19 protein-coding genes are annotated in these 19,918 nt (G+C 71.6%); 9 read left to right on the top strand and 10 right to left on the bottom strand.

Features of this window, described 5'->3' with window-relative positions; translation table 11 throughout:
* Positions 1 to 44: 44 nt before the first annotated feature.
* Entirely contained in the window at positions 45 to 647 is a 603-nt protein-coding gene (locus tag CEB94_RS08780) for a hypothetical protein (protein ID WP_175431628.1), read from the bottom strand.
* 264 nt (positions 648 to 911) lie between these two features.
* Here CEB94_RS08780 and CEB94_RS08775 point away from each other — a divergent pair, with 264 nt between their 5' ends.
* A complete protein-coding gene (locus CEB94_RS08775) occupies positions 912 to 3,710 on the top strand; it encodes a penicillin acylase family protein (RefSeq protein WP_175431627.1) in 2,799 nt (932 codons plus the stop codon).
* Positions 3,711 to 3,729: 19 nt separating this feature from the next.
* Here the strand turns inward: CEB94_RS08775 and CEB94_RS08770 are convergent, their stop codons facing one another.
* Both CEB94_RS08770 and CEB94_RS08765 read right to left on the bottom strand, forming a co-directional pair.
* Positions 3,730 to 5,046 (bottom strand): serine-threonine protein kinase, encoded by a 1,317-nt coding sequence (locus tag CEB94_RS08770; protein ID WP_175431626.1) that lies wholly within the window; start codon positions 5,044 to 5,046, stop codon positions 3,730 to 3,732.
* Positions 5,047 to 5,138: 92 nt separating this feature from the next.
* Positions 5,139 to 6,368 carry an exo-beta-N-acetylmuramidase NamZ family protein gene (locus CEB94_RS08765; protein WP_175431625.1) on the bottom strand — a complete coding sequence of 410 codons (1,230 nt, stop codon included), beginning with the start codon at positions 6,366 to 6,368 and terminating at the stop codon, positions 5,139 to 5,141.
* A gap of 175 nt (positions 6,369 to 6,543) precedes the next feature.
* Between CEB94_RS08765 and CEB94_RS08760 the strand changes: the two genes are divergently transcribed.
* Genes CEB94_RS08760 through CEB94_RS08750 form a run of 3 tightly spaced genes read left to right on the top strand, consistent with a single transcriptional unit; the run spans position 6,544 to position 9,600 of the window.
* The gene (locus tag CEB94_RS08760; RefSeq protein ID WP_175431624.1) at positions 6,544 to 7,317 is read left to right on the top strand and encodes an SDR family oxidoreductase; all 774 of its coding nucleotides are present in this window, start codon (positions 6,544 to 6,546) and stop codon (positions 7,315 to 7,317) included.
* Complete coding sequence (locus CEB94_RS08755) at positions 7,314 to 8,978, top strand: class I adenylate-forming enzyme family protein (RefSeq protein ID WP_175431623.1); 1,665 nt, start codon at positions 7,314 to 7,316, stop codon at positions 8,976 to 8,978. The genes CEB94_RS08760 and CEB94_RS08755 overlap by 4 nt, the downstream gene beginning before the upstream one ends.
* A 28-nt stretch (positions 8,979 to 9,006) precedes the next feature.
* Entirely contained in the window at positions 9,007 to 9,600 is a 594-nt protein-coding gene (locus CEB94_RS08750) for a TetR/AcrR family transcriptional regulator (RefSeq protein ID WP_175431622.1), read from the top strand.
* A 172-nt stretch (positions 9,601 to 9,772) separates the two neighbouring features.
* Here the strand turns inward: CEB94_RS08750 and CEB94_RS08745 are convergent, their stop codons facing one another.
* Positions 9,773 to 10,987, bottom strand: a complete 1,215-nt coding sequence (locus CEB94_RS08745) for an acyl-CoA dehydrogenase family protein (protein WP_175431621.1) — start codon at positions 10,985 to 10,987, stop codon at positions 9,773 to 9,775.
* A 5-nt stretch (positions 10,988 to 10,992) separates the two neighbouring features.
* Complete coding sequence (locus CEB94_RS08740) at positions 10,993 to 12,027, bottom strand: phosphotransferase family protein (protein ID WP_175431620.1); 1,035 nt, start codon at positions 12,025 to 12,027, stop codon at positions 10,993 to 10,995.
* A 199-nt stretch (positions 12,028 to 12,226) separates the two neighbouring features.
* On the opposite strand from CEB94_RS08740, the gene CEB94_RS08735 reads away from it, so the two are divergent.
* Positions 12,227 to 13,171, top strand: coding sequence for an NADP-dependent oxidoreductase (locus CEB94_RS08735; protein WP_175431619.1), 945 nt, complete (start codon positions 12,227 to 12,229; stop codon positions 13,169 to 13,171).
* Between the two features lie 22 nt (positions 13,172 to 13,193).
* On the opposite strand, the gene CEB94_RS08730 is transcribed toward CEB94_RS08735, so the two are convergent.
* The 5 genes from CEB94_RS08730 to CEB94_RS08715 are packed head-to-tail and all read right to left on the bottom strand — an operon-like array spanning position 13,194 to position 15,584.
* Complete coding sequence (locus CEB94_RS08730; RefSeq protein ID WP_175431618.1) at positions 13,194 to 13,529, bottom strand: DUF202 domain-containing protein; 336 nt, start codon at positions 13,527 to 13,529, stop codon at positions 13,194 to 13,196.
* A complete protein-coding gene (locus CEB94_RS41665) occupies positions 13,526 to 13,660 on the bottom strand; it encodes a hypothetical protein (protein WP_281292497.1) in 135 nt (44 codons plus the stop codon). Before CEB94_RS41665 ends, CEB94_RS08730 begins: the two co-directional genes overlap by 4 nt.
* Before the next feature lie 26 nt (positions 13,661 to 13,686).
* A complete protein-coding gene (locus CEB94_RS08725) occupies positions 13,687 to 14,079 on the bottom strand; it encodes a YidH family protein (protein WP_175431617.1) in 393 nt (130 codons plus the stop codon).
* Positions 14,080 to 14,117: 38 nt separating this feature from the next.
* Positions 14,118 to 14,633: an NUDIX hydrolase gene (locus CEB94_RS08720; RefSeq protein WP_175431616.1), complete on the bottom strand. Its 516-nt coding sequence runs from the start codon at positions 14,631 to 14,633 to the stop codon at positions 14,118 to 14,120.
* Between the two features lie 45 nt (positions 14,634 to 14,678).
* Positions 14,679 to 15,584, bottom strand: coding sequence for a DMT family transporter (locus CEB94_RS08715; protein WP_175431615.1), 906 nt, complete (start codon positions 15,582 to 15,584; stop codon positions 14,679 to 14,681).
* Positions 15,585 to 15,949: 365 nt separating this feature from the next.
* On the opposite strand from CEB94_RS08715, the gene CEB94_RS08710 reads away from it, so the two are divergent.
* From CEB94_RS08710 to CEB94_RS08695, 4 genes are all read left to right on the top strand, one after another.
* The gene (locus CEB94_RS08710; RefSeq protein WP_175431614.1) at positions 15,950 to 16,900 is read left to right on the top strand and encodes a hypothetical protein; all 951 of its coding nucleotides are present in this window, start codon (positions 15,950 to 15,952) and stop codon (positions 16,898 to 16,900) included.
* Positions 16,901 to 16,934: 34 nt separating this feature from the next.
* Positions 16,935 to 18,470 (top strand): APC family permease, encoded by a 1,536-nt coding sequence (locus tag CEB94_RS08705; RefSeq protein WP_175431613.1) that lies wholly within the window; start codon positions 16,935 to 16,937, stop codon positions 18,468 to 18,470.
* 111 nt (positions 18,471 to 18,581) lie between these two features.
* Positions 18,582 to 19,307: a molybdopterin-dependent oxidoreductase gene (locus CEB94_RS08700; RefSeq protein ID WP_175436941.1), complete on the top strand. Its 726-nt coding sequence runs from the start codon at positions 18,582 to 18,584 to the stop codon at positions 19,305 to 19,307.
* Positions 19,291 to 19,914, top strand: a complete 624-nt coding sequence (locus CEB94_RS08695; protein WP_175431612.1) for a cytochrome b/b6 domain-containing protein — start codon at positions 19,291 to 19,293, stop codon at positions 19,912 to 19,914. Before CEB94_RS08700 ends, CEB94_RS08695 begins: the two co-directional genes overlap by 17 nt.
* Positions 19,915 to 19,918: the final 4 nt, after the last annotated feature.

Genomic DNA, 19,918 nt, shown 5'->3' with positions numbered 1-19,918 from the left:
GGGGGTACGGCATCCCCGGCGCACCCCCCGCGCACCCGCATCCGTCAAGCCGACACCAACAACCTCGCCCGCCTGGCGTACGCCAGGGACTCGGGCGTGAGCACCGGACGCGGCACCAGGATTCCGCAGTCCGCGCAGACCGGACCGGACGAGGGTTCGTGGTCCAGGTCGTACCTCCAGACGAGCTGCTCACCGCCGCACACCGGGCAGGCCGAGCCCGGCTCGCGCTCCAGCGCGGCGATCAGCCGGCGCAGCACCTCGGCCAGCGGTTCACGGGGATGGACCGCCGGATCGTCGCACCACGCCACACCGAAGCCGCCCCAGGTCAGCCGGTGCCAGTCGTCCACACTGCCCGGCCTGCGCAGTCCGTCGTGCTTCTCCTTCTTGCGGCGCTCGGCGAACTCGACCTCGTAGGCCAGCCAGACCGCCCGCGCCTCCTCCAGTTCGTCCAGTGCGGCCACGAGCCGCACCGGATCGGGGGAGCGGTCCTCGGGACCGAACCCCGCCCGGGAGCAGAGATGGTCCCAGGTCGCCCTGTGTCCGTAAGGGGCGAACCTCTCAAGGCACTTGCGCAGCGAATAGCGCCGCAAGGCCAGATCGCACCGCGGATCGCGGACCTGTCTCGCCAGACTTCGGAAACCGGCCATCGTCCTGCACCTCCGTCACACCTGCACCTGTAATCCGGTCACTTCGGCGTCGTCGTACGGACGTCGCCGAATAGACGTATCGACAAGCGAATCGGCTCCATCCGATTTCAAATGGCCTCCATAAGCGGCCCGAAGAGGCTCGCGTGTCGACTGCCGTGTTTCGTGTGCCTGTTGTGCTGACTTCAAAAAGTGACGCTTGTTCATCTTCAAGCCGGGGGATACCGGCGGTAACATCCGGCCCACCCCCGTCGGGAGGAGCCCCCCATGCCACGGCGTGACCCACGCACCGTTCTCGACAGAATGAGAACTCCCAGCGGAATCCCCGGGTTCCTGAAGACAGCATCGGTATGCGCCCTGATCGCAGGTTGTTTGTCGCCGCTTGCCCCGGCCGCCGCCTCGGAAACAGCGACCGCGCAGGCCACGGCCGCCGCGAACGACCACTGCGGCAACCAGTGTTCGGACATCCTCCCGCCCGGCCAGAACGGCAATGCCACCCTCGCCCAGATCCTCCTCAACCAGGCCTTCGGCACCCAGCCCGAGCACGCCGAGGACCAGCTCGGGCCCTACGCCGGGCTCGCCAAGGGCTACTCCGGCCTCACCAACGACAAGATCAACGACTTCTTCAACGACGCGTCCTTCGGGGTCCCCGCCGATCAGGTCGCCTCCAGCGTCAAACCCGCCGGACGCGGTGACGTGACGATCGTCCGGGACAAGAAGACCGGTGTGCCGCACATCACCGGAACCACCAGATACGGCACGGAGTTCGGCGTCGGCTATGCGGCAGCCCAGGACCGGCTGTGGCTGATGGACGTCTTCCGGCACGTCGGGCGCGGTCAGGTGACCTCCTTCGCGGGCGGCGCGCCCTCCAACCAGGGTCTGGAGCAGCAGTTCTGGCGGCACGCCCCGTACACCGAGGCCGAACTGCAGGCGCAGATCGACAACGCCGTCGCCACCAACGGGGAGCGGGGACAGCAGGCCCTCGCCGATGCCAAGGCCTACCTCGACGGCATCAACTCCTACATCGACGCCTCCGACAGCGGCCGCTCCTTCCCCGGGGAGTACGTGCTCACCGGGCACAAGGACTCAGTCACCAACGCCGGGACCATCGAGCACTTCAAGATCACCGATTTGGTCGCGCTGGCCTCCGTCATCGGCGCGCTGTTCGGCTCCGGCGGAGGCGGCGAGGTCAACAACGCCCTCTCGCTGCTGGCCGCCCAGGAGAAGTACGGCGTCACCGAGGGCACCAAGGTCTGGGAGTCCTTCCGGATGCGCAACGACCCGGAGGCCGTCCTCACCCAGCACGACGGCAGCTTCCCGTACGGGACCAAGCCCGCCGACCCGCAGGGCACTGCCCTGCCCGACGCCGGCTCCGTGGAACCGGAGCCGCTCGTGTACGACCGCACCGGCAGCGCCACCACGGCCGGTGCGACCGGCGCGTCGGGTGACGCCGCGAAGGCGGCCACGTCGTCGGCCAGGCGCGGCATGTCCAACGCCCTCGTGGTCAGCGGCAAACACACGGCCAGTGGCCACCCCGTCGCCGTGTTCGGCCCGCAGACCGGCTACTTCGCCCCTCAGCTGCTCCTGCTCCAGGAGATCCAGGGCCCGGGCATCAGCGCCCGCGGCGCCTCCTTCGCCGGCCTGAGCATGTACGTCGAACTCGGCCGCGGCCAGGACTACGCGTGGAGCGCCACGACCTCCGGCCAGGACATCATCGACTCCTACGCCGTCGAACTGTGCCAGGACGACTACCACTACCTCTACCGCGGCACCTGCACGCCGATGGAGAAGATCGAGCAGAAGAACGCCTGGAAGCCCACGGTCGCCGACGGCACCGCGGCCGGCTCGTACACCATGCGCGTCTGGCGCACGAAGTACGGCCCCGTCGAGTACCGCGCGACAGTCGGCGGCAAACGGGTCGCCTACACCACCCTGCGCTCGTCCTTCATGCACGAGGCCGACTCCATCATCGGCTTCCAGATGCTGAACGACCCGGGCTACGTCAAGGGCCCGGACTCCTTCCAGAAGGCCGTGCAGCACATCAACTACACCTTCAACTGGTTCTACGCCGACTCCGAGCACACCGCGTACTACAACAGCGGTGACAACCCGGTCCGCGCGAGCGGCGTCGACGCCGAGTTCCCGGCGTGGGCGCGGCCGGCGTACGAGTGGCGCGGCTGGGACCCGGCGACCAACACGGCCGACTACACCCCGCCCTCCGCCCACCCTCACTCCACCGACCAGGACTACTACGTCTCCTGGAACAACAAGCAGGCCAGGGACTACACGACCGCGCCCTGGGGCAACGGTCCCGTGCACCGCGGCAACCTCCTGGATGACCGGGTGAAGAAGCTCGTCCAGCAGGGCGGGGTGACCCGGGCCGCCCTGGTGAAGGCCATGGCCGACGCCGGACTGGCGGACCTGCGGGCCGAGGACGTCCTGCCCGAGCTCCTGAAGGTCGTCACCAGCTCGCCCGTCGGCGACCCCGCCGCCGCGGCCGCCGTGAGCAAACTCCAGGCCTGGGCCGCCGCCGGAGGCAAGCGCACGGAGACCGCCGCCGGATCCAAGAAGTACGCCGACGCCGACGCGATCCGCATCCTGGACGCCTGGTGGCCCCTGCTGGTCAAGGCCCAGTTCGAACCGGGCCTCGGCAGCGAGCTGTACACGGCCGTCACGGCCGGCCTCCCCGTCGACGAGTCCCCCTCGGCCGCGCACGGCCCGACCGGCTCGCACGCGGGCAGCTCCTTCCAGTACGGCTGGTGGAGCTACGTCGACAAGGACCTCCGGGCCGTCCTCGGTGAACAGGTGAAGGGGCCGCTGGCTCGCGAGTACTGCGGTGACGGCAGTCTCGGCGCCTGCCGGGACACCCTCGTCAGCACGCTGAAGGAGGCGGCGGGCAAGACCGCCGCCCAGGTCTACCCCGGCGACGACGTGTGCGCGGCGGGCGACCAGTGGTGTGCCGACTCGATCAACCACCGCACCCTCGGCGGCATCAAGCACGGCAAGATCAGCTGGCAGAACCGGCCGACCTACCAGCAGGTCGTGGAGTTCACCTCACACCGGTGACGCGCCACGCGGCGGCGGGTCAGCGAACGCGACCCGCCGCCAGCACCAGCCGGGCCAGTTCCGCGTGCAGGATGTCGCTGTGCGCACCGGCCGGCGGGCCACCGCGTCTGACCACCGCCGCCGCGTCGACGTTCACGCACCCCGAAGCGGGCAGTTTCGCCTCCAGGGCCTCGGCCAGGGTGTACGCGCGCGTGCCCGGCACCGCCCGCACCCCGCCGTAGCCCATCGCGCCCCACTTGGCGCCCAGGGCCCGCCCCATGTCCAGTCCGCCGGCCGAGCGGCTGTCGCCCGCCATCCGCGAGGCCAGTGGATACATCGTGCCGAGAGCCGCGTCGTGCCGGGAGTGGCAGCACACCAGGGGACCGTCGACGCGGTTGTGCTGTCCCTGGAGCACCCCTCCCGCGCGGGCGTCGTGCGGCAGCCGGGCCGCGAACGCGTAGTGCGAGAACGCCCCTTGGAGCAGCGTCAGCGACTTCACCGTGCGCACGCCCTCGGGAAGACCCCGCAGCGCGAACGACACCAGCCGCGCGCCGAAGCTGTGCCCGACCAGGTGTACGCGCACGCCCGGAGCCGCTTTCGCGAGCTGTCCGACGACCCGGCCCAGCCCCCGTTCCCCGACCGTCCCGGCGCGCCGCTTCATCGCGTAGTACGTCGCCTGCCGCAGCAGTTCGTGCGCACCGTCCCAGGGGTTGGGGATCCTGAACCCCCGCTGCGCCCCGGGCGCCTCCAGTTCCGCCAGCGCCCGCGCGAAGTCCTCGCAGGCCGCCGCCGACGACCCGGCGAACATCTCCGGCTCGCTCTGCGGCACGCCCTCCGCCACCGTGTCCGCCGCGAACAGCGCCTGCGGCCCCGGAGCCACCACCTCCACCAGCGTCCGCACCAGCCGCCCGAACTCCTCCAGCTCGGCCTCCTCCGGCGGCTGCTGCTCCAGCAGCCGGGCGATCTGGTCGACCAGGATCGCCCGGCCCGGGAAGGTCTCCAGCAGGGCGTGGCGCGTGTCCTTGTCCAGCACCGGGCGCCTCGGCGGCTCGGCCGCCACGGCCCGCGGGAAGTCCGGGATCGGCTCGTCGGAGAACCGCATCGCCGGCCACAGCACGCCGACGTACCCGATCCGGGCCGCCGGGGCCAGCCGCGGCACGGGCGCGAAGAAGCGGTCGTAGAGGCGGGTCGCGCCCGAGCGGTCGGTGTTCCAGCCGTGCGCGAAGACGATCAGATCGCGCACGCCGCGCTCGGTCACCCCGGCGAGCAGCCGGTCGCGCCGGCGGCCCTCCGGGTCCCCGTCCGCGTCGAAGGCCAGCTCCCAGTAGGGAGTCACACTCATCGCCGGATCCGCCATGACAGGCCCCCTGCTCCCCGGGTGACGCCACGATGTGGGCGCATCGTCCTGCCAACGGAGGAGCTTGGCCATACGTCACGGGCGCATTCGGCTCAGCGGTAGAGGAGGTACGTCCGCCGCATCGCGCGGAACGCCGCGAGATCCTCCTGCCACCCGGCCACCACCTCGTCGGTGTCCGCACCCGCGTCGATCATCGTCCGTACGCGCGTGGAGCCGGTGAGCTTGTCGATCCAGTGGTCCGGGCGCCAGGCGAAACCGCTCCAGACCTGCTTGGCGGTCACGAGCAGGGCGATCCCCGTCCGTACGGGATCGAACGCCGCCCGGTCGTGCACATGGAGCTGTACACCGCCGATCGTCCTGCCCTGGAACTTCGAGAAGGCGGGCGAGAAGTACGCCTCCCTGAACCGTACCCCGGGCAGGGCGAGTTCGTTCGCCGCGGCTGCCCAGCGCCGGTCGACTCCCTCCGCGCCCAGCAGTTCGAACGGGCGGGTCGTGCCGCGCCCCTCCGACAGGTTCGTGCCCTCGAACAGGCACGTCCCCGAGTACACCAGTGCCGTCTGAGGCGTCGGCATGTTGGGGCTCGGCGGCACCCAGGGCAGCCCGCAGGCGTCGTAGAACTGCGAGCGCTTCCAGCCCGACATCGTCACGGTCTCCAGCGGCACCGGCTCGGTCAGGAACTCCTGGTTGAACAGCCGCGCCAGCTCGGCGACGGTCATCCCGTGGGCCTGGGCGATGGGCTGCCGTCCGACGAACGTGGCGAACTCCTTGTGCAGGACCGGGCCGAGGGCCGCCCGACCCGTCACCGGGTTCGGCCGGTCCAGGACCACGAACCGCTTGCCGGCGAGCAGGGCGGCCTCCATGCAGTCGTACAGCGTCCAGATGTACGTGTAGAAGCGGGCGCCGACGTCCTGGATGTCGAAGACGACCGTGTCGACGCCGGACGCGGTGAAGATGTCCGCGAGCGGCCGGCCGCTCTTGAGATACGTGTCGTAGACGGGCAGGCCGGTCGCCGGGTCGTCGTAGCGGCCTTCGGAGCCGCCGGCCTGGGCGGTGCCGCGGAAGCCGTGTTCAGGGCCGAAGACGGCCCTGAGATCCACTCGGGCGTCCGCGTGCATGACGTCGACGATGTGCCGGACGTCGCGGGTGATGCCGGTGGGGTTGGTGACGATGCCGATGCGCTGTCCGCGCAGGGGTTCGTAACCGGACGCGGCGAGGTTCTCGAAACCGGTTCGCCGGTGAGGCCGGGCTTCGGCTGTGGTGGGGGTGAGCGACGCGGCTGCCGCAGTGGTCGCTGTGAGTAAGGTCCGTCTGGAAAGGCGCATGGGGTGACCTCCGTGATCCGTTCCGGGCCGCTTTCGTGGTGGCTGGTTGCGCCCACGCGGCGGAGCCGCAAATCGGTACAGCCCCGCGCCCCTTAGGGTGCTGCGCCACCCCCTTCCTTGAAACATACCGACCGGTTAGTCTGGCGCCACTGCAGAGCCGCGACTGAGGAGACCGATGATGGGAGCCTTTCAAGAGGCCGGAGTCGTTGTCACGGGGGCCGGTGGCGGGATCGGCGCCGCGCTCGCCCGGCGGTTCGCCGCGGAAGGGGCCCGGGTCGTGGTCAACGACCTCGACGCCGAGCGGGCCAAGCAGGTCGCGGACGAGGTCGGTGGCATCGCCCTGCCCGGCGACGCCTCGGCCATCGTCGACGACGCCCGGGACGCACTCGGCGGGACCGTCGACGTGTACTGCGCCAACGCAGGTGTCGCCTTCGAGGGCGGGGCCGCCGACGGACCGTTGGACGACATGGCCTGGGCCGCCTCCTGGGACGTGAACGTGATGGCGCATGTCCGGGCCGCCCACGCCCTGCTGCCCGGCTGGCTGGAGCGCGGCAGCGGCCGGTTCGTCTCCACCGTGTCCGCCGCCGGGTTGCTCACCATGATCGGGGCCGCTCCCTACGCCGTCACCAAGCACGGGGCGCTCGCCTTCGCCGAGTGGCTGTCGCTGACGTACCGGCACCGGGGCGTGAAGGTCCACGCCATCTGCCCGCAGGGCGTCCGCACCGACATGCTGGCCGCCACCGGCAGCGCGGGCGACCTGGTGCTCCAGCCGACCGCGATCGAGCCGGAGGCCGTGGCGGACGCCCTGCTCAAGGGCGTGGCGGAGGACCGGTTCCTGATCCTGCCGCACCCCCAGGTCGCCGCCTACTGTCAGGCCCGGGCCGGTGACCCGGACCGGTGGCTGTCCGGCATGAACCGCATCCAGCAGCAGTGGGAGGAGTCCCGGTGACCGAGTCCCGCTACGCGGCCAAGCCCTGGCTCGACCTGCTCAGCGACGCCCAGAGGGGCGCGATCAGCCCCGACGACTCCCTCGTGCACGCCCTGCGCCGGGCCGTGGCCCAGACGCCCGGCAGCGACTTCCTGGCCTACTTCGACGGCCGCCTGACCTACCGGGAGGTCGACGAGCTCAGCGACTCCGTCGCCGGGCACCTCGCGGCGCGCGGCCTGGAACCCGGCGACCGGGTCGCGGTGCTGCTGCAGAACTCCCCGCACTTCGTGCTCGCGCTGCTGGGCGCGTGGAAGGCGGGCGCGGTCGTCGTGCCCGTCAACCCGATGTACAAGTCGGGTGAGGTCTCCCACGTCCTGCGGGACGGTGAGGTCGCCGCGCTGATCTGCTCGGACCGGGCCTGGGAGTCGTATCTGCGCGAGACGGCGGCGGACTCGCCGGTGCGGATCGTGCTCACCGGATGCGAGCTGGACTTCCAGAGCCGCGGCGACGCGCGCGTGCTGACCTTCGAGCGCCTGCCGCAGGCCCCGGACGCCGACGACCTGGTGACCGTCGCGCGGGCCGGGCACAAGCCGCCCGGGGACCGGGACCCCGACCCCTCCGGGATCGCGCTGATCAGCTACACCTCGGGCACGAGCGGCACGCCCAAGGGCGCCACCAACACGCACCGCAACATCATGTACAACGCCGAGCGGCAGCGGACCGGGCTGGGGCTGCCCGAGCGGCCGGTGTACTTCGCGCTGGCGCCGCTGTTCCACATCACCGGCATGGTCTGCCAGTTCGGCGCCTGCCTGAACAGCGGGGGCACGCTCGTGCTGGCCTACCGCTTCGAGTCCGGCGTGGTGCTGGACGCGTTCGCCGAGCACCGCCCGCACTACACCGTCGGGCCGTCCACGGCCTTCATGGCGCTGGCCGCCCACCCCTCCGTCACCCGCGACCACTTCTCCTCCTTCCGGGTGATCTCCTCCGGCGGCGCCCCGCTGCCGCCCGCGCTGGTGGAGAAGTTCCGGGCCGGTTTCGGGCCGTACATTCGCAACGGCTACGGGCTGACCGAGTGCACCGCCCCCTGCGCCTCGGTGCCGCCCGGCCTGGAAGCACCGGTAGACCCGGTGTCCGGAACCCTCGCCGTGGGACTGCCGGGCCCCGACACGGTCGTCCGGATCGTCGACGACGCCGGTGAGGAAGTCCCCTTCGGCAAGCAGGGCGAGATCGTCGTCGCCGGGCCGCAGGTCGTGCCGGGCTACTGGCGCCGCCCCGACGCCACCGCCGCCACGTTCCCCGGTGCCGAACTGCGCACCGGCGACATCGGCTTCATGGACGAGCGGGGCTGGCTGTACGTCGTCGACCGCAAGAAGGACATGATCAACGCGTCGGGCTTCAAGGTGTGGCCGCGCGAGGTCGAGGACGTCCTCTACACGCACCCGGCGGTGCGCGAGGCCGCCGTCGTGGGGGTGCCCGACGGGTACCGCGGGGAGACCGTCAAGGCCTACATCAGCCTGCGTCCGGACGCCGACACGGACCCGGATGCACTCGCCGCCTACTGCAAGGAGAGACTGGCCGCCTACAAATATCCGCGCCAGGTGGAGATCCTGCCGGACTTGCCGAAGACGGCCAGTGGGAAGATCCTCCGTCGGGAGCTTCGTTCCCGTACGCAAGGCAACTGACAGCAGAACGGAAAGGCAGGTGGCGGCAGTGCCCAGGACCACGGACTCGGACGGCACGCCCGTGCCTCAGCGGCTCCTGGCCGCCGCCACCCGGCTCTTCGCCGAGCAGGGCTACGACCGCACCTCGGTGCAGGAGATCGTCGAGGCGGCCGGAGTCACCAAGGGAGCGCTGTACCACTACTTCGGCTCCAAGGACGACCTGCTGCACGAGGTGTACGGGCGCGTGCTGCGCATCCAGCAGGAGAGACTGGACGCCGTCGCGGGCGCCGACGAGCCGGTCGAGAAGCGGCTGCGGGCCGCGGCCGCGGACGTCGTGGTGACGACCATCGACAACCTCGACGACGCGATGATCTTCTGGCGGTCGATGCACCACCTCAGCCCCGAGAAGAACAAGCAGGTCCGCGCCGAACGCCGCCGCTACCACGAACGCTTCCGCGCGCTGGTCGAGGAGGGCCAGCAGTCGGGCGTCTTCTCCACGGCGACTCCCGCGGACCTGGTCGTGGACTACCACTTCGGGTCCGTCCACCACCTGTCGACGTGGTACCGCCCGGAGGGCCCGATGAGCCCCCAGCAGGTGGCCGACCACCTGGCGGACCTGCTGCTGCGAGCCCTGCGTCCGTAAACATTGACTTGGGCTGGCCCGACCCAGCCCGTCCGGCGCTTGAGGACGAGGCCGTTCAGGCCGAAGGGGGGTCTGGGGGCGCAGCCCCCAGCGGGGTCGAAGGGGCGGAGCCCCTGGTGATGGGACGGGTAGGGGCGGCGGGGGCGAAAAACCCTCCCGCCGCCCCGCCGCGTCACACGTACCGCTTCAACTCCCGCCGCGCCAGCGACCGCTGGTGCACCTCGTCCGGCCCGTCCGCGATCATCAGCGTCCGCGCCGCCGCGTACAGCTCCGCCAGCGGGAAGTCCTGGCTCACCCCACCCGCCCCGTGCAACTGAATCGCCCGGTCGAGGATCTCCACCACCGCCCGAGGCGTAGCGATCTTGATGGACTGGATCTCGGTGTGCGCCCCCCGGTTGCCCACCGTGTCCATCAGCCACGCCGTCTTCAGCACCAGCAGCCGCAACTGCTCCACCGTCACCCGCGCGTCCGCGATCCAGTTGTGGACCACACCCTGCTGCGCCAGCTCCTTGCCGAACGCGGTCCGGGACACGGCCCGCCGGCACATCAGCTCGATCGCCCGCTCCGCCATGCCGATCAGCCGCATGCAGTGGTGGATGCGCCCCGGCCCGAGCCGCGCCTGGGCGATCGCGAAACCGCCGCCCTCCTCACCGACCAGGTTCGGCACCGGCACGCGCGCGTGGTCGAAGACCACCTCGGCGTGCCCGCCGTGGTGGTGGTCCTCGTAGCCGAACACCCGCATCGCGCGCCGGATCGTGACGCCCGGGGTGTCGCGGGGGACCAGCACCATGGACTGCTGGCGGCGGATGTCCGCCCCGTCCGGGTCGGTCTTGCCCATCACGATGAAGATCTTGCAGTCCGGGTTCATCGCCCCGGAGATGTACCACTTGCGGCCGGTGATGACGTACTCGTCGCCGTCCCGCTCGATCCGCGTGGTGATGTTGGTGGCGTCCGAGGAGGCCACCTCCGGCTCGGTCATGGCGAACGCCGAGCGGATCTCACCCGCGAGCAGCGGCTCCAGCCACTGCTTGCGCTGCTGATCGTCGCCGAACTGGGCCAGCACCTCCATGTTCCCGGTGTCGGGCGCCGTGCAGTTCGTCACCGTCGGAGCCAGCTGCGGTGAGCGGCCCATGATCTCGGCGAGCGGCGCGTACTGGAGGTTGGTGAGCCCGGCCCCGTACTCGGAGTCCGGCAGGAACAGGTTCCACAGGCCCTGCCTGCGGGCCTCGGCCTTGAGTTCCTCGACCACCGCCGGGGTCTGCCACGGCGAGCCGAGCCGGGCGCGCTGCTCCTCCGCGACGGCCTCGGCCGGGTACACGTACTCGTCCATGAAGGCGAGGAGTTTGGCACGCAGCTCTTCGGTGCGCGCGTCGAAAGCGAAGTCCATGTGGATCAGCCCTCCTGGAGGCCTTCGTGGAGCGTGGTCAGTCCGTGCCGGACGAAGACGGGAACGAGATCGCCGATGCGGTCGAAGCCGCGGCCGACCGTCTGGCCCAGCGTGTAGCGGTAGTGGATGCCCTCGAGGATCACGGCGAGCTTGAACCAGGCGAACGCCGTGTACCAGGAGACCGCGGAGACGTCGCGCCCCGAGCGCGCGGCGTACCGCTCGATGAGTTCGGACGGTGCCGGATGCCCGGGGGCCTCGGCGGTCGTCGAGACGGGGGAGTCGGGCATGCCGAGCGGCATGCTGTACATCACCAGCAGGCCGAGGTCGGTGAGCGGGTCGCCCAGCGTCGACATCTCCCAGTCGAGGATCGCCCGGATCGAGTCGTCCTCGCCGATCAGCACGTTGTCGAGCCGGTAGTCGCCGTGCACCACGGCCGGGGCGGGGGAGCGGGGCAGCTCGCGCCCGAGGGCGGCGTGCAGCTCGTCGATGCCGTCCAGGTCGCGGTTGCGGGAGGCGTCCAGTTGCTTGCCCCAGCGCCGCAGCTGCCGGTCCAGGAAGCCCTCGGGCCGGCCGAAGTCCGCGAGACCCACCTCGCCCGGGTCGACCGCGTGCAGCTCCACCAGCGTGTCGACGAGGTTCAGCACCGCGCCCCGGGTCCGCTCCGGACCGAGCGGGGCCAGCTGGTCGGCGGTGCGGTAGGGGGTGCCGTCGACGAACTCCATGACGTAGAACGGCGAGCCGAGCACCTCCTCGTCCTCGCACAGCAGCACCGGCTCCGGAACCGGCACGGCGGTCGGGTACAGCGCGCTGATCACCCGGTGCTCGCGCTTCATGTCGTGCGCGGTGGCCAGGACATGGCCGAGCGGGGGCCGTCTCACGACCCACCGGGAGGTGCCGTCGGCGACGGCGTAGGTTAGGTTCGACCGTCCGCCCTCGATCAGCCGGCCGGACAGCGGACCCTTCACCAGGCCGGGCCGCTCGCGGTCGAGCAGGCCGCGCAACCGGTCGAGATCGAGTCCGGGCGGATGGTCGGGGCTCATGGATCGCTCCTCCGGGCAGGTGAACAGTTCCCGACTCATGATGCCGACCGGTCGGTATGTCGTCCAGAGCGGGACCGAAACGTGATCGGAGCCACGATAGGCCGACGGCTCCTCCCGCGAGTCGGCAGGGGAGGTTTCGGCCGGTTCGTTCAGGCCATCCGGCTTGCGTGCCCCGCGACGACCCCGGAAGGTCAGAGCCATGAAGGCCATCAGCTACTCACGGTACGGCGGTCCCGAGGTGCTGGCGTTCGGGGAGGTGCGCGACCCGAAGGTCGGCCCCGACGCTGTGCTGGTGAAGGTACGGGCGGCATCCGTGAACCCCGTCGACTGGAAGGCCCGTGAGGGGTACCTCGACGGCATCCTCGCCCCCGTGTTCCCCGTGGTGCCCGGCTGGGACGTCTCGGGCGTCGTCGTACGGCCCGGTGTGGCCGTCTCGGAGTTCGACGTCGGGGACGAGGTCATCGGGTACGTGCGTGAGGACTTCCTCTCCCGCGGCACCTTCGCCGAGTACGTGGCCGCACCCCTGCGCACCCTCGCCCGCAAACCGCGCAACCTCTCCTTCGAGGAGGCGGCCGGGCTGCCGCTGGTCGGGCTCACCGCCTACCAGGTGCTGATCAAGGTGCTCCAGGTCAAGCGGGGCGAGACCGTCCTCGTGCATGCCGCGGCCGGCGGCGTCGGCTCGATCGCCGTGCAGCTCGGCATCCACCTGGGTGCCCGGGTGATCGGTACGGCGAGCGAGACCAATCACGACTTCGTGCGCGGCCTCGGCGGCGAACCGGTGGTGTACGGCGAGGGCCTGGGCGAGCGGGTGCGGGGGCTGGCGCCCGAGGGTGTGGACGCGGTGTTCGACACCGTCGGCGGCGACGCGCTGAAGGTGTCGGCGAACCTGCTGGCTCCCGAGGGCCGTCTGGTGTCGATCGCCGACAACGAGGTCGTGAACTACGGCGGCCGTTACTACTTCGTCCGCCCCGACGCGCAGGACCTCCAGCGCCTGGCCGACCTGGCGGAGCAGGGCGTGGTGAGCGTGCACGTCGACGAGACGTTCCCCCTGGAGCGGGCGGCGGACGCGCACCGGCTGAACCAGGAGGGCCGCACCCGGGGCAAGATCGTCGTGACGGTGGACTGGGAGAGCGACGGCGAGTGAGGAAGTGAGGGACCGGGGTGCCCTAGAGAACGAGGGCGGTCCCGCACACCGCCATCGCCACCGTGCACAGCACCGCGAGCGCCGCGTGCCGGGGCGCGAACGCGGCAGGGCTCGCGGTGGCCGCGAGGGTGCGGATACGCCGGTGGGCGACGCTCAGGACGCCCAGCCAAAGCACACAGCACAGGGCGCCCGCGACGATCCCGACCGCCGACGCCCCGCCGTGCAGCACGGTCTTCACCGCGAGCACGGCGACTACGGTGCCCGACAGCGTCGTACGCCGCCAGGCGAGCCGGGTCCGCTCGGGCTGGAGGCCGGGGTCGCGGTCGGGGTCGTGCCGCCGGGCGGCCGGGGCGCTCACTGCTCGTACTCCGTGAGCACGGCGGGGGTGGTGCCCGGCGGTGTCGTGCGCCGCCGGGCGAGCCGGGTCCGCTCGGGCTGGAGGCCGGGGTCGCGGTCGGGGTCGTGCCGCCGGGCGGCCGGAGCGCTCACTGCTCGCCCCCTGGCGGCCGCCGCGCTCACCCCTCCCACCCCACGAGCACCACCACGACCATGGCGACGGCCACGACCGCGACGACGAGGCTCAGCAGTGCCGGGAACCGGGACACCGGCAGATCCTCGCCCCGGCGCATGGCCCGCTCGCAGCGGACCCAGTGGTTGACGGCCCGCAGCGAGCACAGCACGCCCGCGGCCAGCAGCGCGAGCGCCAGCCCCGCCCGCCAGGCCCACCGCAGGTCCGGCAGGAACTGGTCCACGGCGAAGCCGCCGCCGATCAGCGCCAGCGCGGTGCGCAGCCAGGCCAGGAAGGTACGTTCGTTGGCCAGCGAGAACCGGTAGTCGGGCGTCTCGCCGTCCTCCCGGACCTCCGCGGGCGCGAACCACAACCGGACGTTCCGTACCAACTCGATCACATGCGCGACCCTACCCGGGAGCCCGGTCCGGCCCCGCGTCAGCCTGCCGACCGGAACGCCTTGAGCCGCTCGTACGCCGCCAGCCCGTCCGGCACCCACTCCCAGTCGCCCAGGCGCCGCTCGATCTCGGCCTCGGGCAGGAAGTCGTGCCAGGCCACCTCCTCGGCCTGCGGCCGCACGGGCAGGTCGCAGCGGACCTCGTGGACCGCCGACCACCAGCTCCGGCCGGAGCCGTCGTCGTAGAGGAACGTGAAGAGGTGCCGTGGCTGCGGCAGGCCGCTCACGCCCAGTTCCTCCTCGGCCTCGCGCAGGGCCGCCGTCTCGTAGGACTCGCCCGCGCCGACGACTCCGCCGACGAACATGTCGTAGAGGGAGGGGAAGACCAGCTTGGTCGGGGTGCGCCGGTGCACGAAGACGCGGCCCTCGGCGTCCCGGGCCTGGATGAACACGCAGCGATGGCGCAGCCCCCGGGCATAGACCTCACCGCGGGGGAACTGCCCGATGACCTGGTCGTTCTCGTCGACGATGTCGAGGATCTCGTCAGCAGCGCTCATGCCCCCATCCAAGCAGGGCACGCGCCCCCGGCGGGGCGGGGTCCGTCAGGGCGAGGCCGGGCTCACCGCGGGCGCGGCCACCCGTGCCCGCTCCGGCGCCCCCTGCGGCATCGCCGGATGCAGCCCCAGCAGCACGATCCCGGCGACCACCGCGAGCAGACCACCGGCCTCCCAGCTCAGGGCCACCGCGTCGGTGCGCAGCCGGTCGCCGAGGAAGCCGACGCCGCAGACGATCCCGGCGAGCGGCTGCGCCGCGGTCAGGGCGGGCAGCGACTTGCGCAGGGACGCGGTCTCGAACGCGCTCTGCACGAGGACCAGCCCCGTGACGCCCAGCGCGAGCACCGCGTACGGCTCCCAGCCGGTGAGCAACTCGGCGATGCCGCCCTGCGCGGCCTTCTGCCCGCTGACCCGGGTCAGCGCGTCCTGCACGCCGTAGAGCAGTCCGGCGGCCAGGGCCAGCAGGACCGGACCGGAACTCAGCCGGGACCGCCTGCCGTGCGTCGTGAGCACCAGCGCGAGCCCGATCATGACTCCGATGATCAGCCACTGCCGCACCGGATCGGCCGTCGCGGCGCCGCCCTCCGGCTGACCGGCCACGATGAACGCGGTCACCCCGCCCGCCAGCAGCAAGAGGCCCGCCCAGCCCTGGCGGCCCAGCGGCTGCCGGGTCTGCTTGCGGGAGAGTGCGAGCGCGAAGAGCAGGTTCGTCGCCAGCAGCGGCTCCACCAGCGACAGCTCACCCTGCCCCAGCGCGGCGGCGCCCAGTCCCATGCCGACCACCATCAGCGCGATGCCGCCGAGCCAGCGCGGCACCTTCACGAGGTCGATCAGCAGCCGGAAGGAGAGGAAGTCGCTCAGCGGGGCCCGCTGAGCCGCGTTCTGCTGGAGGACGAAGCCGAAGCCCAGACAGCAGGCGGCGCCCAGGGCGAGCGCCAGAACTAGAACCGACACGCGGTGTACCTCGATCGTCAGGTCGGGTCACGGTTGCGTAAGGGCCGACTGTACCGGCCGGCTCCGCCCGGCGCGCCCGTACGTCATGCCATCGTCGGCGGCGGTGGCAGCCCACGCTATGGCGTACGCCACAAAGGGCAAAAGGGAAGAATCGGATCACGAACCCACCGGCCCCCCGCGCCCCTTGGATCACAAAACCCTCACAACTAACGGCAGTTGACGCGTGTAACGCTCCGGCGACCCTTGACGACGACCATTGGCTGAGGGTTGGCTGTGCGTGATCAGTTCATGGCAAAGCGCACATCCGCGCTCCCTCTGCCGCCGTGAGCCGAAACACCAGAAGAGCGCGTGAGGAAGTTCCCGCGGTGTCCCCACCCCCGCCTCCCCTCGGCCGTGGCCGCAGACGTGCGTCTCAGGCCTTCGACGAGGCTCTCGACGACGCCGACCTCATGGCCGCCCGCGCCGCACTGGCGCAGGGCCGCTGGCAGAATGCCCGTTCCCTCCTGGTTCACACCGGGGACGACTGGGACCGGCGCGGCCATCGCGTCACCGTCCTCGCGCTCGAGTCCTCCTGCGCGGCATGGGCCCGGGAGTGGCTGCTCGCCGAACCCGAGTCCGCCGACGCCTCCGTGCTGCTCGCCCTCGCCCAGGTCCGGCGCGCCCTGCACGGCAAGGCCAAGCCGGACCGCGCCCGCGAGGCCTGCCAGGCCGCCGCGGCCCGTGCCCCCGCCGACCCCACCCCCTGGCTCGGCCTGCTCATGCTGGAGTGCGCGGTCGGCGGCGACCAGGACGTGGTCCGTGGCTTCGAGGCGGTCCGCGGCCGGTACGCCGACCACCACCATGCCCACCATCTGATGGTCGCCCGGCTCGCCGGCCGCCGCGCCGAGGCCGGCCCGGACCCGCTGCACGAGGTCTACGACTTCGCCAACTGGGCCGCCGAGCAGGCCCCCGCCGACTCCCCGCTCGCGATCCTTCCGGTCATCGCGCACGCCGAGCGCTACCGCGTGCTGGCCGCCGCCGGGCACGGACCCGCCGACCCGGCCGCCTCCGGCCACTGGACGGGCCGCCGCGCCCGGCAGGTCATGAAGGCCGCATTCGACTGGTGGCTGGAGTGGGAGCTGGAAGGGCACCCGCGGCGGCTGATCGACCTGAACTTCCTCGCCCACGCCAAGTTCTGCGAGGGGCGGGGCGCCGAGGCCGCCGCCCTGTTCCACCGGATCGGCCGCCACGCCACCCCGGCGCCCTGGTCGTACCCGGACCGCGACCCGCACACCGCTTTCGCCGCCGCCCGCGCCGGCGCGCTCGGCACGGCCTGACACCCCCGACCCGAAGAGTGAGGACGCTCCCCCGATGACCACGGACAGTTCGAGAACGAGCACATCCGCCTCCGGCGGCATCAGTACGTTCAAGGGGCAGGAGCGCGCTCTGCGCGCCAACCGGCTCGGCACCGGGGGACTGCTGCTCTCCGTCCTCGCCGCGACCGCCCCCCTCATGGTCGTCGCCGGTGTCATGCCCACGACATTCGCGGTGATGGGTATCGTCGGCCAGCCGCTGCTCTTCGTCGTCCTCGGCGTCGTCCTGATCCTCTTCAGCGTCGGATACGCCGAGATGAGCCGCCACGTCCACAACGCGGGCGCCTTCTACGCGTACATCTCCCGGGGCCTCGGCGGCACCGCCGGCGCGGGCGCCGCCCTGGTGGCGCTCGTCGCCTACAACGCGCTCCAGGTCGGCATCTACGGCATCTTCGGCTTCGAGGTCTCCGGACTCCTCGCCACCTACGCCGACCTGGACATCGCCTGGTGGATACCGGCGCTCGTGGCCGGGCTCGCCGTCGGGCTGCTGGGCTGGCTCAAGATCGACGTCAACGCCCGCGTGCTCGGCGTGCTGCTGGTCATCGAGGTGCTCCTGGTCGTGGTCTTCGACGTGGCCGCCATCGCCGACCCCGGGAAGGAAGGTCTCTCGCTGCACGCCTTCAACCCCGACACCCTCACCGGCGCCGGTGTCGGCACCGCGCTGTGCTTCTGCATCGCCGCGTTCCTCGGCTTCGAGCAGGCCCCGGTGTACGCCGAGGAGACCAGCCGCCCGCACGTCCTGGTACCGCGCGTGATGTTCCTCGCCGTCGGCGGGGTCGCCGTCTTCTTCGCGCTGAGCTCCTGGGCCCTCACCGTCGCCACCGGGCCCTCCGCCATCGTCGGCACGTCCCAGAAGCAGAGTGCCGGACTGCTGTTCTTCCTCACTGACTCCCGCCTCGGCGGTACCTTCACGGACGTCCTGCACATCCTGTTCGTCACCGGCATGTTCGCCGCGCTGCTCAGCTTCCACAACGTCGTCGCCCGCTACGCCTTCGCCATGGGCCGCGAGGGGCTGCTGCCCGCCGCCTTCGGCCGCACCAGCGGCAGCAGCGGCGCCCCGGGCACCGGCTCGCTGCTCCAGACCGTCGTGGCCGTCGTGGTCGTGGTCGCCTTCGCGATCGCCGACGACAAGCCGGCCGGCGACCCGACCGCGCCCGTTCTGCACCTGTTCACCTGGTTCGGCAACATCGGCGCCCTCGGCGTGATCGTGCTGATGGCGACGGCGTCCCTGTCCGTCATCGTCTTCTTCGTCCGCCGCGGCGCCGCGGGCGCCCAGGCCTGGCGGCTGGTCACGTCCGCGCTGGCGGGCATCGCCCTGCTGGTGATCGCCGGCTACACGGTGAAGGACTTCGAGGTGCTGGTCGGCGCCGGCCCCGACTCGTCGCTGAGCTGGGTGCTGCCCGGCATCATCGGCCTCGCCGCGCTCGCCGGCGTGGTCCTCGGCCTGGTGCTGCGCGCCCGCGCCCCCGAGAAGCACGCCCGGATCGGCCTCGGCAACGAGGCGTTCCAGCTGGACAAGGCGGCCTCCTCCTGAGGCGGCCCGCGTAAGAAGTCGTTACGGAAGTCTGACGAGCACCCGCGAACCCTGTCCTCCCGGGGCCGCGGGTGTTCGAATGAGTACGTGAACGAGGACGTACCCAAGGGTGTGAACGACGACCACCCCGAAGAGCGGGGCACCCCGATCGGCCGCCGCGTCTTCCTCGGCACCCTTGCCCTGGGTGCCGTCGGCGTGGTCGCCGCGCCCCCGCTGCAACGCGGCCTGGAGGGCTTCCTCGGCGGCGCGGCCGACAAGGACCCCACGGGCCTGACCGGCCTGCTCCCCAACGGCGGCGGCTTCCGCTACTACTCGGTCGCCTCGTCCGTCCCGCGCAAGAACGCCGACAGCTACCGCCTCACCCTGGACGGCCTGGTCGACCGCCCCACCACCTACACCCTCGACGACCTCAAGGCCCTGCCCCAGACCCGCATGGTCCGCGACGTCCAGTGCGTCACGGGCTGGCGCGTCCCCGACACCCCCTTCGAGGGCGTACGCCTGTCCAGGCTCCTGGACGCCGCCCGGGTGCGCCCCACGGCCAAGGCCATCCGCTTCACCTGCTTCGACGGCACGTACACCGAGAGCCTCACCCTCGACCAGGCCCGCCGCGCGGACGTCCTGGTGGCCCTGCGCATGCAGGACAAGGACCTCGGCCACTCCCACGGCGGCCCGGTCCGCCTCTACGTGGCACCCATGTACTTCTACAAGTCCGCCAAGTGGCTCTCCGGCATCACCGTCACCGACGAGGTCCGGCCGGGCTACTGGGAGGAGCGCGGCTACGACGTCGACGCCTGGGTGGGCCGCTCGAACGGACGCGACGATGACCCTACGAGCTGACACACCGCCGGCCACGCTCCAAGTGCGCCGCTTCACCACCCTGCAGCGCTGGACCCACCGCACCACGGCCGCGCTGATGGGCATCTGCGTCCTCACGGCGGCCTGCCTCTACGTCCCGCAGCTCGCCGAACTCGTCGGCCGCCGCGCCCTGGTCGTCACCCTGCACCAGTGGTCCGGCCTCGCCCTGCCCGTCCCCGTCCTGGCCGGCCTCGCCTCCCGCGCCTTCCGCGCCGACCTCGGCCGCCTCAACCGCTTCGGCCCGCACGACCGCACCTGGCTGCGCGCGGTCCTGCACCGCGACAGACGCCAAGCGTCCCGCCCCGCGGCCAAGTTCAACGCCGGCCAGAAGCTCTACGCGGCCTGGATCGCCGGCGCCACGCTGGTCATGCTCGCCACGGGCCTGATGATGTGGTTCACCCACCTCACCCCCATCCTCTGGCGCACCAGCGCGACCTTCGTCCACGACTGGCTGGCCCTCACCCTCGGCATCGTCGTGGCCGGCCACATCGGCATGGCCCTGGCGGACCCGGAGTCCAGAAGGGGCATGCGCACGGGCAAGGTCACCAAAGCCTGGGCAGACCAAGAGCACCCCTTGTGGCGCCCGTAAGTCT

The organism is Streptomyces hawaiiensis (assembly GCF_004803895.1).
Classification (GTDB): domain Bacteria; phylum Actinomycetota; class Actinomycetes; order Streptomycetales; family Streptomycetaceae; genus Streptomyces; species Streptomyces hawaiiensis.
Note: the sequence above shows the minus strand (reverse complement) of the source record. Positions and strands in the feature narration are given on the sequence as shown.

What these genes read in the sequence shown, in the direction of transcription:
- CEB94_RS08720 (WP_175431616.1), bottom strand. Translation starts at nt 14,633, where the DNA reads ATGAGCGCTGCTGACGAGATCCTCGACATCGTCGACGAGAACGACCAG.
- CEB94_RS08765 (WP_175431625.1), bottom strand. Translation starts at nt 6,368, where the DNA reads ATGCGCCTTTCCAGACGGACCTTACTCACAGCGACCACTGCGGCAGCC.
- CEB94_RS08770 (WP_175431626.1), bottom strand. Translation starts at nt 5,046, where the DNA reads ATGGCGGATCCGGCGATGAGTGTGACTCCCTACTGGGAGCTGGCCTTC.
- CEB94_RS08780 (WP_175431628.1), bottom strand. Translation starts at nt 647, where the DNA reads ATGGCCGGTTTCCGAAGTCTGGCGAGACAGGTCCGCGATCCGCGGTGC.
- CEB94_RS08775 (WP_175431627.1), top strand. Translation starts at nt 912, where the DNA reads ATGCCACGGCGTGACCCACGCACCGTTCTCGACAGAATGAGAACTCCC.
- CEB94_RS08745 (WP_175431621.1), bottom strand. Translation starts at nt 10,987, where the DNA reads ATGGACTTCGCTTTCGACGCGCGCACCGAAGAGCTGCGTGCCAAACTC.
- CEB94_RS08695 (WP_175431612.1), top strand. Translation starts at nt 19,291, where the DNA reads ATGACCCTACGAGCTGACACACCGCCGGCCACGCTCCAAGTGCGCCGC.
- CEB94_RS08740 (WP_175431620.1), bottom strand. Translation starts at nt 12,027, where the DNA reads ATGAGCCCCGACCATCCGCCCGGACTCGATCTCGACCGGTTGCGCGGC.
- CEB94_RS08705 (WP_175431613.1), top strand. Translation starts at nt 16,935, where the DNA reads ATGACCACGGACAGTTCGAGAACGAGCACATCCGCCTCCGGCGGCATC.
- CEB94_RS08760 (WP_175431624.1), top strand. Translation starts at nt 6,544, where the DNA reads ATGATGGGAGCCTTTCAAGAGGCCGGAGTCGTTGTCACGGGGGCCGGT.
- CEB94_RS08735 (WP_175431619.1), top strand. Translation starts at nt 12,227, where the DNA reads ATGAAGGCCATCAGCTACTCACGGTACGGCGGTCCCGAGGTGCTGGCG.